The 12831-nt window shown below is 52.1% G+C and carries 11 protein-coding genes; all 11 read left to right on the forward strand.

Annotated elements, in window-relative coordinates; all coding sequences use genetic code 11:
* Positions 1 to 9: 9 nt before the first annotated feature.
* A complete protein-coding gene (locus FF011L_RS21600; RefSeq protein ID WP_145354052.1) occupies positions 10 to 660 on the forward strand; it encodes an acetyltransferase in 651 nt (216 codons plus the stop codon).
* Positions 660 to 1715, forward strand: a complete 1056-nt coding sequence (locus FF011L_RS21605; RefSeq protein ID WP_145354053.1) for a nucleotidyltransferase family protein — start codon at positions 660 to 662, stop codon at positions 1713 to 1715. The genes FF011L_RS21600 and FF011L_RS21605 overlap by 1 nt, the downstream gene beginning before the upstream one ends.
* Entirely contained in the window at positions 1712 to 2695 is a 984-nt protein-coding gene (locus tag FF011L_RS21610) for a GDP-mannose 4,6-dehydratase (protein ID WP_145354054.1), read from the forward strand. The genes FF011L_RS21605 and FF011L_RS21610 overlap by 4 nt, the downstream gene beginning before the upstream one ends.
* A complete protein-coding gene (locus FF011L_RS21615; protein ID WP_145354055.1) occupies positions 2679 to 3857 on the forward strand; it encodes a LegC family aminotransferase in 1179 nt (392 codons plus the stop codon). The genes FF011L_RS21610 and FF011L_RS21615 overlap by 17 nt, the downstream gene beginning before the upstream one ends.
* 361 nt (positions 3858 to 4218) lie before the next feature.
* The gene (locus FF011L_RS21620) at positions 4219 to 5625 is read left to right on the forward strand and encodes an oligosaccharide repeat unit polymerase (RefSeq protein ID WP_145354056.1); all 1407 of its coding nucleotides are present in this window, start codon (positions 4219 to 4221) and stop codon (positions 5623 to 5625) included.
* Between the two features lie 10 nt (positions 5626 to 5635).
* A complete protein-coding gene (locus FF011L_RS21625; RefSeq protein ID WP_145354057.1) occupies positions 5636 to 6619 on the forward strand; it encodes a Gfo/Idh/MocA family oxidoreductase in 984 nt (327 codons plus the stop codon).
* Positions 6604 to 7617 (forward strand): Gfo/Idh/MocA family oxidoreductase, encoded by a 1014-nt coding sequence (locus FF011L_RS21630; RefSeq protein WP_145354058.1) that lies wholly within the window; start codon positions 6604 to 6606, stop codon positions 7615 to 7617. The genes FF011L_RS21625 and FF011L_RS21630 overlap by 16 nt, the downstream gene beginning before the upstream one ends.
* Complete coding sequence (locus tag FF011L_RS21635) at positions 7608 to 8321, forward strand: hypothetical protein (RefSeq protein ID WP_145354059.1); 714 nt, start codon at positions 7608 to 7610, stop codon at positions 8319 to 8321. The genes FF011L_RS21630 and FF011L_RS21635 overlap by 10 nt, the downstream gene beginning before the upstream one ends.
* The gene (locus tag FF011L_RS21640; RefSeq protein ID WP_145354060.1) at positions 8322 to 9611 is read left to right on the forward strand and encodes a lipopolysaccharide biosynthesis protein; all 1290 of its coding nucleotides are present in this window, start codon (positions 8322 to 8324) and stop codon (positions 9609 to 9611) included.
* Positions 9612 to 9613: 2 nt separating this feature from the next.
* Complete coding sequence (locus tag FF011L_RS21645; RefSeq protein ID WP_145354061.1) at positions 9614 to 10840, forward strand: hypothetical protein; 1227 nt, start codon at positions 9614 to 9616, stop codon at positions 10838 to 10840.
* 67 nt (positions 10841 to 10907) lie between these two features.
* A complete protein-coding gene (asnB, locus tag FF011L_RS21650; RefSeq protein ID WP_145354062.1) occupies positions 10908 to 12827 on the forward strand; it encodes an asparagine synthase (glutamine-hydrolyzing) in 1920 nt (639 codons plus the stop codon).
* The last annotated feature ends 4 nt before the right edge of the window (positions 12828 to 12831 follow it).

Raw genomic sequence — 12831 nt, forward strand, 5'->3', positions numbered from 1 at the left:
GTGAGCAGTATGGGACTAACGATTATTTACGGTGGTGGAGGCCATGCGAAGGTGTTAATTGACGCCATGCTTGAGGCATCCCCACGCCGTAAAATGACAATCTTGGATCCCGATTCAAGGATCTGGGGAACCGAAATATTCGGAGTCCCGATCCAAGGTGACGAATCCCTTCTGCCCGAAATGATCTCCGCCGGTGCAGATCGTTTTATCATCGGAGTTGGCTCGTCATCGCACACCCTACTACGGGAAAAACTGTTTGCCGCGGCTTTGTCCCATGGGCTGCAACCAGAAACGGTCTGCCATCCAAGTGCGATCTGTTCAGCACGGGCAAGTATTAGCGAAGGCGTACAACTTTTGGCAGGTTGCATTGTCAACGCTTCCGCGTTGGTCCACTCGAATGCCATTATAAATTCGGGCGCGATCGTCGAACACGACTGCGTGATTGGTGCTCATGCACACATTGCACCCGGCGCTCGGCTTGCAGGTGCAGTCCATGTCGGTGAGCGTGCCCATATTGGGGCAGGCGCCACTGTCAAACAAGGAATTTCAGTCGGCGCCGATTCTGTCGTTGGCGCCGGGGCCGTTGTGGTCAATAACGTTCACCCAGGCTCCGTTGTGGTCGGAGTTCCGGCCCGCTTACTCAGGAGATTAGCTATCTAATGTTAACCATTAAATCTCTCATCATTCACTCCAGCGCCACGATCCGTGATGCCATGGCATGCATCGAACTGAGCGCAAAAGGGGTTGCCCTACTTGTCGATGACGAAGGTCGTTTTTTGACAACCGTCACCGACGGGGACCTGCGTCGTGCGATCCTCAGCGGCCATCGGCTAGAAACTCCAATCATGGAATTCAGGCCCCCAACTCAAAAATCGGTCACAGCCCCCGTCGGGACGTCGCGATCCCAACAAATCAAGATCATGATGGATGCCGGAATTCGGCACCTACCGTTGCTCGATTCGACCAGTGCGCCCGTCGAACTGGCGATGAGCGATGAATTGCTTACCGAGAGCGAACCGGTACAGGCGGTCATCATGGCTGGTGGATTTGGCAAACGTCTACGTCCACTCACCGACAATGTTCCCAAACCAATGCTGTCCGTCGGCGGGAAACCATTGATGGAACGGACCATTGAAAGCCTCCAGCAAGCTGGCATCCGGCGAATCAATGTCACGACTCACTATATGCCGGAAAAAATCACCGGCTACTTCGGGAACGGCAATCAACTGGGCGTCGAATTATCGTACGTATCGGAAGACATGCCGCTGGGAACCGCAGGTGCACTCAGGTTGGTCAACGAAGTGGACGATCCAATCCTCGTCATGAATGGGGACATACTTACGAATATCGACTACCGATCGATGCTCGACTTCCACCGTGAAAATTCCGCAGACCTAACGGTCGCGGTCCGGCAATACGACTACCAAGTTCCTTACGGCGTCATCGAGGCAGAAGACAGTGTCGTTAAAAGCCTCCGAGAAAAACCGAAGTACCAATCCTTGGTAAACGCGGGGATCTACTTGCTTGAGCCAACCGTTCGGCGTCATATTCCCCTCGATACGCGATATGACATGACGGATCTTATCGATACACTACTGTCCGAAGATCTTAAAGTTGTATGCTTTCCAGTAATGGAATATTGGTTGGACATTGGCCAGCCTGAAGATTTCGCGAAAGCTCAAGAAGACGTTTACAAACCAAGGTGGGCCGCATGAATTGGCATGGAAAAAAAGTATTAGTGACTGGCGCAGGTGGCTTTATTGGAAGTCACCTAACCGAACGACTGGTTGAATTAGGTGCCGATGTCCGTGCACTCGTTCACTACAATTCCGGTGGCCGCAGGGGTTGGCTGGACGAATCCCCACTTCAAGATCAGATGACGGTCTTGGCCGGTGATATCACCGATGCAGGCTCGGTACGAGAAGCTATGAAAGATCGTGAAGTCGTCTTTCATTTGGCAGCTTTGATCGCGATTCCCTATTCCTACGTCGCACCGAATTCCTACGTCCAAACCAATGTCGTGGGAACGGTCAACGTGCTGGAAGCGGCTCGACAGTTAAACACGGAACGCATCGTCCACACTTCCACCAGCGAAGTCTACGGATCCGCGCTCCAAGTTCCGATCTCTGAAGATCATCCACTGCAGGGGCAATCCCCTTATTCGGCCAGTAAAATCGGTGCCGACAAACTTGTTGAATCTTATTACAACTCGTTTGAATTGCCAGTGACAACCGTCCGCCCATTCAACACCTTTGGGCCTCGCCAGTCGGCACGTGCAGTCCTGCCAACAATCATTACCCAATGTCTAACCGGCGACTCGGTTCGACTGGGCAGTTTGACACCGACGCGCGACCTAAATTACGTCGCCAACACGGTGCACGGTTTTATTTCCGCTGCGGCAAGCCCAGCAGCTATCGGGCGAACCATGAATGTTGGTTCCGGACAGGAAATCAGCATCGGTGACCTTGCCCACCTGATTGCCGAGTTGGTTGGCAAGCCGATCACCATCGAAAGTGATGAACAACGACACCGGCCGGAAAAAAGTGAAGTCCAGCGGCTACTCGCCGATAACCGTTTGGCGAAAGAACTAATTGACTGGGAACCGATTGTCGATTTCCGTACTGGGTTGTCCAATACGATCGATTGGTTCCGAGAAAACCTGGCAGGATACCGTCCCGATGTCTACAACGTGTAAAGCGATTTCAGCGGAATCGATTGTCCAAACCCTTCGAGCCTGCTTCCCGGCCCATGAACGCTTGGCCCTCCACGAACCCTTCTTCGGAGGCTCCGAAGATGCGTACGTAAGCGACTGCGTTACCACCGGTTGGGTCTCATCAGTCGGTGCCTACGTCGATCGTTTCGAACAGGACCTCGCTGCCTACACGGGGGCTAAACACGCGATTGCGGTTGTAAACGGCACTGCAGCTTTGCATATTTCGTTGAAATTAGCAGGCGTCCAGCCTGACGACGAAGTCCTCTGCCCTGCTCTCACATTCGTCGCAACGGCAAATGCCATCTCCTACTGCGGAGCCATTCCCCACTTCATCGACTCAGAATCCAATACTCTTGGAGTCGATGCTGGCAAATTGAGCGATTATTTAAAAGACATCGCGGTCGAAGACGGCGAATCCTATCGAAACAAACGGACCGGGCGAACCCTAAAAGCGATTGTCCCTGTCCATACCCTGGGCCATCCGGTCGACCTAGATCCCATCATCGAGGTTTGCGAACGCTATCGTTTAGAACTGGTCGAGGACGCCGCTGAGTCCCTGGGCTCTACCTACAAAGGACGACACACCGGAACCTTTGGGATCGCAAACGCGATTAGTTTCAACGGGAACAAAATCATTACGACTGGTGGCGGCGGAGCTATCCTAACCGACAATACTCCGTTGGCGACACGGGCAAAACACTTAGTAACGACAGCCAAACAGCCACACCCTTGGAAATATGAACACGATGCGTTGGGGTACAACTATCGTCTCCCCAACATCAACGCTGCACTTGGCTGCGCTCAACTGGAGAAACTTCCGCAGTTGTTAAAATGGAAGCGTTCGATTTATTCAACTTACCAAACGGCATTTTCTGAGACTCCGCAAGTTAGAATTGTTGGTGAGCCAGATTCCTCACAAAGCAACTATTGGCTGAATGCTCTACAAATTCAGGGCGACCGTTCATTCCGCGACGCAATTATCGAAAGTGCCCATCTTCAAGGGATTGCAGTAAGGCCAATGTGGTCTTTATTGAACACCATGCCGATGTACCTCGAAGCCCCTGCGATGGACTTGGATACGAGTGAACGACTTGAACAACAAATAATCAGCTTGCCGAGTAGTGCAATTCTGGGTGCCCCATAAAACATGCGACAGGGCTTGAGATCTCCTAACGCTTAGAAGATTCGCCCACGTCTCCAACCAAATTTGCTTAGCTCCACTGCACGAACCATAACGCTTTCCACGACAACGGCCCCGGTCCCGTCCATAATGCTTGGACAGTCATCCAACCTTGACTTGACATGGCTTGTACCGTCAGCCATTTTTATCGTTCGGCGCGTGGCAAGGATTCACGTTGACGTAACTTACCTGACTACCTAAGTTCTCAATCAGAAAGCGGAATGACAGGCCTGCCTACCGACTGGCGACTCTCGCAACAAATCAAACCGGTAGCATTGCTAGTAATTCCCTGTAGCCGCAAGGACGCTGAAGGAGGACGAAGCAAATGGATTTGGCCGCACATCAAGACTTCTCGCGTCGGAGACAAAAGCCACTGGCCGCAGGGTTGGGGCACGATGACACAGCGACACAAAAATTGCTTTGGCAGTACTGTGCAATTGCATTAGTAACCTATTTGCTAGCGTTCGCTTTTCACTATACGCCCCCACTGCTCTACGTCGTCTGCATCACTGCCGTCTACTGCAGCGCAACACCAACCTTCCTTCTCTCCCCGCGGAACGTTCTGTACGCTTACCACCTCTTGTTCTACGGAATCGCCGTGATGGGTGCCGAGCGATACGCGGACTTCGATTATAGTGACCCGGCAGTCAACTTGAGCTACCTAATGTTGACCGTAAGCTATTTGGTCTCCTATCTAACCCTCTTCCACGCTGAGAGAATTCAAACGAGTCGATATCGTTTTCTTCGCGTTCTTACCGAGCGGCCCGACGCATCTCACTTTCTTTCGCGTTACTCTTTTCTAACGGCAATCGGCAGTATTCTCTTCGCTATTTTACTAGTACTTAGCACAGGCGGTCTCGCGCATTGGATGGCCGATCCCGGCAGAGCTTTTCTAGGGCGTGAAGGTGGCGGCATCTATTATATTCTCCTGCTAATGTCCACCTCCGTAGCAGCCAGTTGCATTGGGACGAACTGCTATTTAGGAAAAAGCAAAATCACATTGGTCGCTTACCTACTTATTCTGGTAATTTTGACTCCGGTGTTGGGTGGAAAGCAACGAGTTTTCATGACCTTGATATTCCTTTTTTTGCCGTGGGTATTTTTTGCTCGAACAAAATCACGAAAAGCCTTTTACGTCTTCGTAGCTTTTCTGTCCTGCTTTGCGCTGGGAACATGGTTTCGGAACATGCACTGGATCCAGGCGGGAGACATGCTGGCATACTCGCTGAACTATTTCAGCACGCTGGACAATTTGGTGATGAGTGTACGCGATTTCGAACCGGGCTGGCTCCAAACGACCTTCTTACCTTTCAACAAATTCCTAACTCCTTTTGGCACAGGGGGGGATGTTGTTTTCTATGACATGAGCGCGTGGCTAACATCGATCTACTTCCCACATTTCTGGGACCTGCGATGCACCGAACAATGGCCCATCGAAACCGACTTATACCTTAGTTTTCACTATATTTTCGGTCTCCCATTGCTGATGGGCTACATGACCATTGTCGGAGTTCTTTCGAGTGTTGCATATCGCTCCGGTTCACTCGGCTTTATGCTCGTATCCACCTACGTCACTCTCATGTTACCTACACACTTGCGAGGGGGACTAATCATCTGGACCGAATTCTATTTAGTTCCTTTTTGGCTGCTGTGCCTTTGGTTTTTAGGTTCAACTCTCATTAAGCACCGGACAGGTGACCGCACCTCCACTCCCTCCACCGCAGTAATTTAGCCCCCACAGCATGGATTCAAAAATGCAAGAGTGTGCAATCGTTGGCGCCGGTCAAATCGGAAGTAGACACCTCCAAGCCCTGTCTCGCCTTAAAAGTCCGTTGCGCATCTGCGTGGTCGATCCATCGCCACAAGCTTTACAACGATCACGACTTCAGTTCGAAGAGTTCCAAGGGAAATCCGACACACACCAAGTCTCGTTCGAAACCTCGGCAGAAAACCTTCCTCCCAAACTGGACTTAGCGATCATCGCAACCGTCGCATCTCATCGACTCAGCGCCATGGATGCCCTGTTTAAGCGATCGGCGTTGAAATATCTAATCTTGGAGAAATTCCTTTTCCAATCTACGGACGATTACCATAAAGCAGACTCGCTGCTCGCCCAAACGTCGACACAGACCTGGGTAAATTGCCCGCGGCGACTCTGGTCTTTCTACCAACGTCTTCGCGAGCGACTGACTGGTAGCAAGGTTCACTATCACGTAACCGGTTCTCAATGGGGCCTGGGTTGCAACGCAATTCATTTCATCGACCACCTAGCATTTCTAACCGGGGACAACCACTACTCAATCCTGGATGCGTCACTGGAAGTAGACCCCTCCCCGAAACGACAGGGAACCATTGAATTCACAGGTTCTTTGCTGGGGAAACTTGAGCAAGGAAGCACTTTCGAAATCACTTCACTCGCTAAACCTGGGCACCCTATCGAAGTATCAATCCTCGCTGATGAAGTGGAATTCCACATCAACGAGACAAAGGGAACTGGCTGGTCCCGCGACCTCGCCCCGACGCTGGAACGTGTTGACCTAGATTTCAAGATTCCTTACGTAAGTGAAACAGGCGCAATCGCCTGCCAAGACATTCTGTCCCACGGAAACTGCGACTTAACGACGTACGAAGATTCGGTGGCGCTGCATACGCCTCTGCTGCAAACCTTTCTAAAGTACTACCAAACCCAAATTGACGAGACCGCAACAGCATGTCCAATCACCTAAAACGCGCGCCTCTCTGGTTGATCGGTGCAGGACCGATGGCCGTCTCTTATGGGCACGTACTCCGACACTTGAAGATGCCGTTTGAAGTCATTGGACGAGGGGCTACTTCTGCGGCAAGCTTTCGTAAAGCGGTACAGGTGCCGGTCCACGAAGGCGGTATCGAAACTCAACTGGCACAATCCGCTGCCCCTGAAACGGCTATCGTTGCGGTCAGCCTGATGCAGCTTTCCCAAACAACAAAAACGTTGATCGAAGCGGGCACGTCGAAAATTCTGCTTGAAAAGCCTGCGGCGTTGACCTTGGCTGCAATCGCAGAATTGACGGAGTTCGCCGCGGCACGGGGAAGCGAAATTTACATCGCTTATAACCGCCGTTTCAACGCTTCGACGAGTGCCGCTCGTCAACTGATCGAGGAAGACGGAGGCGTGCGTTCGTTCCATTTTGAATTTACCGAATGGAGCCATAAAATCGAGACACTGCCTCATCCCCCAGAGGTCCTTGAGAATTGGTTATTCGCCAATTCCAGCCACGTAATTGACCTGGCTTTTCACCTTGGCGGTCAACCAGAAAAACTAAGCTGCCATCAGGCTGGCGGACTCTCCTGGCACCCATCAGCATCCGCCTTTAGCGGATCAGGCGTAACGGAACAGGGGGCTTTATTTAGCTACCAAGCCGACTGGGAGGCTCCCGGCCGCTGGGGTGTCGAAATCCTCACCGCGAATCGCCGACTGATACTTCGGCCACTCGAACAACTGTGGATTCAAGAGAAGGGCTCCATCGCGATCCACCGCCAGGAAATCGACGATTCCCTCGATACCGATTTCAAGCCCGGCCTCTGTGCGGAGGTCCAAGACTTCCTGCGTCCTCAGCCCAACCGGCTTCCCAGCCTCCAAGAACACCATCAGTTCGCGGCCAACATCCTCCAGCCGATCGCCGGACTGGGCACGGTGGAGAGCCCCCAGCAGCAGGCCAGGAAGGAAAAAACAACGTGTTTTTGAACAAAATCCTGATGATTGGCGATAGTTTCGGAACCGAACGCCGACACGGTGACGAAATCGAAGTCAGCGCTGCAAAAACCTGGCCGCGTCAGGTTCAGCGGATGCTTCCCAACCAACAGTTTGACATCGATTTCAAAGGCTTCCGCCGATTAGCCGATTGCCCTGCTTTACTGCCTGCAAAAGAGCCGTATGACGTACTGCTTTTCCAAGCCGGAATTGTCGATGTCTATCCACGACCATTTCCACTCGGCTTTAGCAAATCGATGCGACTGTTTTGCAGACTTGTTCGACGGGCGGTGCGACCGTGGCGACGCGAATGGACCAATTACGTCTATAGCACCACCTGGTCTTCTCAGGCAGAACTGCAAACAACCTTCGAATCAATCGATTCGCTCAGCCAAAATGCGATTGTCGTTTTTGTGACGCTGGCTCCGCTGCACAAGCCCCATGCTCTGGCCACCCCAGGTGCTCAAGAATCAATCATGGACTTCAATGACGAATTGCGTCACCAAGTTCGACAGCGCGATAACTGGTTCATCATCGACCTACATGCACAGGCGATTAAAGAAGGCTACTCCCATTTCATCAGCCCAATTGATTCACACTTGAATCAAACCGGCAACGACTGGCTTGCCAAAATGGTCGCTACCAAAATCCAAGATTTAAAAGCGACCATGGACACAAGCACTACAAAGGTCGCTTAGTTGAGAATCGCCAATCAAGCTATTGTTTACGGTACAAGTGTCGCGCTGAATCGTGGTGGGATCCTCCTCAGCACTCCCCTTCTGGTTGCTTGGTTCGGGCTGGTCGATTTTGGAATCTATAGCCTAACGTTGGTGGCATCGCAGTTACTTGCAAACCTTCTCAGCCTGAACGGCAGCATTGCCGTGATGCGAGAAGGCGCGGAGGACGTTCAGAAAGGATCGTACCTTTTCCGGCGTTTTTCGATCCTGACGATTCTGCTGGGTTCTGTCGTAACGGCTTTTGTCTGGCCCTTCGACAACTCAAGTTTCCATTGGCTCGGTTATGCATTCCTATTAGGTGCGACCGAGGGACTACAGCAACTGCTTCTAAATTGGCTGCGATGCCGTAACAGACAGTTTTCTTACCTATTTTTCTCCGTCGTGCGAACGACCGGCATTCTGCTTTCAATTTTCCTGGTATCCAAATACCACGGCAATTTGGAGACCTTATTCTTTGCTCAGCTTATGTGGTGTGCCGCACTCTTTGCGGGATTCACTTTGATCGATGGCTTGGTTAGCAAAAACATCGATTCGAAATCAGTCGCGATTCGGGGAGTCTTGGCTTACGCACTGCCAATGATTCCACACGCGGCGGCGCAGTGGGTTATCAACGGATCCGACCGCCTGATCATCAAATCGATGGTGGGTGAAGAAGCACTGGGGATTTATAGCTTGGCCTATTCTTTTGCGATGGTGGTCATGCTGGTCAACAGTGGATTAGCGTTAACCCTGCCGCAGCAGATCATCCAAAATTACGATCAATGGTCCCTGGGATCGATCCGCGGCAAAACAATGAAAGCCTACACGGCCGTCGTCGTCGTGCTGGTGCTGGGGGTTCTGATTGCACTGGAAATCGATCACCGCACGATTCAATGGCTGCCAGCAGGCACCGGTGATGTCCCTCTCATCGTCGGACTGGTTTCGGCGGGACTGTACCTGCAAGGCATCTATTACCTGTACGGCAATTTCTATTTCTACCATCGCAAAACGTCGAAGCTTGCAGTCCAAACGGTGATTGCAGCAATCGCGAACATCCTACTAACGATCGTTTTTGTGCAATGGTTAGGGATCGTCGGTGCTGCGATTGCTACTTTCCTGACGTACGCAGGCTATTTAGCAATGTTGATTAGCGGCCTAAAAAACATCGAACCACGTTTAAAACGGATGCTCAAAGCCGACCTAAAGCTCGTTCCGTTTTCAGTGGCGGGATTGTTCTTACTCGGTCTCTTTCATGGACTGTTATGGCAATAAACATGACCAATCCCCGCACCGAATCTATCGATGCCTACATTCAGGCAACCACCAATGAGTGTGTGACCGACAAAGTCCTTGCCACCGTAGACGACTCCGCTGCCTGGCTTCCCCATCGATTTCCTCGGCCGCTACAGTTTGCGGCAACATTGCCCCGCTGGCCGCTTGCGGTGCAAGTCGCTTTCCAAGCGGCCCTTTTGTTCTGGCTTCCGCTGCTTGCCATACTAAACATGCTTCATGCGGTGCGACTGACTTGGCACATGCTAAAGCAGCGTCACAACAAAATGCCAATCAACGGTCAAATAGCCTTAGCGACGTCAGCAAGAATGGCAACGATTCTTGCTCGCGTACCTGCGGACCAACAGCCGGACACACTGGTAACGCTACCGTGGTGCAAGCCGATCCCGATGGCAGAGAATCGTCAGACGATTGGTCTGCTTCAAGCCGCTCGAATCGGCGATATCTGGTGGTCCTACTGGAGTGCACTGATCGGCGCGTGGCAATTTGCACGGCAATCGGAATTGCGTGCGGATCGCTGGCAAACTTACACATCCTTTCGCTGGTTCTTCACGTGGCGTGTGCTCTCACGCCAATCCGAAATCGACACAATTTGGTTCTGCAATCACTACGATCGCTGGGCAGTACTAGTCGATAGACTCCCCCTTCAAGTGACCCGGATCCTTATTCAGCATGGTTTTGCCCGTAGTGAACTACAGTTGCCAGTGCGTCTGGAACAGATCGATGCGTTCTATTACTTCGACGAGCAAACCAAACAAACGCTTTTGGATATGACTCTTCCTGACAAATCCAAATTGCGCATGGAACGCCTGACAGCAACCATCAACCTTCGCTCGCTTCCGCGTGACTCAGACCAGCGACACTTGCTATTTATCAGCCAACCTGTTGACCAGGTTAAAGAAGCCGTCCTTCTACGGGCAATCCTAAAGAAGTTTCCTGACCTGCAAGTCTGGTTAAAGCCGCACCCACTTTATTCGTCTCGAGCGACTCGAGAATTCAGCGAGACAACGATCAAGGTCATCGAAGAGGCGGACTTTTTTCCAGATGTCGAAGTCGCCATTTCAGGCCAGTCTTGGCTAGGAGTCGAATATGAAGGATCAGGGGTCCCCGTTGTATGGCACTGGGGAAAAAATGCGGGCGTCGTTCTCGCTGAAATCACGGCCATCCTTGAGAAGTCAGACGATTTGCAAGTCGTAGCACGTGCTTCTTAAGCAAAGCAGATAGACTGCAGGCAGGTTGGCGCAGAGTCCCTTAGTTATTTGTCCGGAACAAAGCAGCATGTGTGGAATTGCAGGATTAAGTGGCGATTTTATTCCAGGGTTAATGGATCGTATGAATACGGCCCAGCGACACCGTGGCCCCGATGGACAAGGCGTCTTTGAAAATCCGGCCTCCGAGATCGCACTAGGGCATGTTCGATTAGCCGTATTGGATTTGTCAGAGTCCTCTTCACAACCAATGCACTCAAGCGACGGTCGCTATGTGCTGGTATTCAACGGAGAAATCTATAATTTTCGCGAATTGCGTCAAACCCTTGAATCCCAGGGGGTCGCTTTTCGTTCGCGTGGTGATACCGAAGTTCTCCTTCGGGGACTGCAGGCAGAGGGGACCGCGTTTATCAAGAAGCTAGACGGAATGTTCGCGTTTGCACTTTGGGATCAGGAGCAACAAGAACTATTGATTGCCCGCGATCGCCTTGGTGTCAAGCCGCTTTACTACGCAGAGCCAGTTCCAGGGGCCTTTCTCTTTGCAAGTGAAATCAAAGCGATGTGCGCTCACCCGAAGCTCCGTCGCGAACCCGATTTCTTTGCAATTCAACAACACTTGGCCTATGGACATTCCTCGGGGACCCGAACGGCTCTGCGCGGAATCCAACGCGTCCCACCAGGCGGAATCATCCGTTGGCGGCCCAACCAGCCACTAAAGACCGAACAATACTGGACGCCTCCATTTTGTGACCAACCTCAAAATTTCAAGGACGCCAAGGAGCAACTTAGAGAGTTGATCTCTGCGGCTGTTCATCGACAATTGGTTTCCGATGTCCCGGTAGGTGCTTTCCTTAGTGGCGGACTGGACAGCAGTCTCATCGCCCGGCTCGCCTCTGAGCAAGGCGTCCTCAATTGTTACACAACCACATACTCCTCGGCTGACAATCAACTTGATCAATCGGCATCGGATCTGCCCTACGCCCGTTTCATGGCCAAAGAGCTTGGTGCCCGTCTAGAGGAAATAGCGATGACGTCGGACGTCGCCTCGATTTGGCAACGTTTGATCTACCACCTAGACGAACCGTTAGCTGATCCGGCGGCGATCGCCTGCTATCTGATCAGTCGGCTGGCGAAAGAAGACAACACGACCGTGATGTTATCGGGGCAAGGTGCCGACGAGTTATTGGCTGGCTATCCTCGTTACTGGGCGATTCAATCCACACAGCAAATCGATTCACTGCCGATGGCGATGCGCAGTGCCATCACACGAATGGCGTCGGTTATTCCCGGGGCACTCCCTGGACGCATCGGCGGCACACTGCGACGCGTACGCCGAGTCCTCTCCGAAGCCCAGAGAACCCCAATTGAACGTTTCTTGGGGTACTGTTCGGCGACCCCCTCTGCCTCCATCCGAAGTATCCTCAGTCCTGATTTCTTAGCAGCGATTGGAGACGAAACCGCACTGGACGAGTGTGCTCGAGGAATCCGCAACGACCCAAGTGCTCAGAACATAAATCGTTTCCTGCGGCGAGACCTGGGCACATACCTCCCCAATCATAATTTGCTTTACACCGACAAAATGGGGATGGCTACCGGGATCGAAACCCGCGTCCCCTTTATTGACAATGCCTTGGTCGACTTTATTGTCGGCCTTCCCCCCGAACTAAAGATCCAAAAGGGAACGACGAAGTTCCTGCTTAAAGAGGCTGCCAGGACGCTCGTCCCCGATCGAGTAATCGATCGCCGCAAGGCTGGTTTTGGAGCTCCCTACCGAAACTGGCTCCGCAACGATCTCTCCGAGATGTGGAACGACCTAACAGACTCCGAATCCGTTAACCGACGTGGCTGGTTCGATCCTCAAGCCTTGGCAGAAATTCGGCATCAGAGCCAAACGGGAAAAACCGATCTGTATATGCTTCAGTGGGCCGTTCTAACCATGGAGCTGTGGGCTCGGCAATTCATCGACCAGAACCCTGCGGACCAAAATTAGCTTT

This window comes from Roseimaritima multifibrata, assembly GCF_007741495.1.
Classification (GTDB): domain Bacteria; phylum Planctomycetota; class Planctomycetia; order Pirellulales; family Pirellulaceae; genus Roseimaritima; species Roseimaritima multifibrata.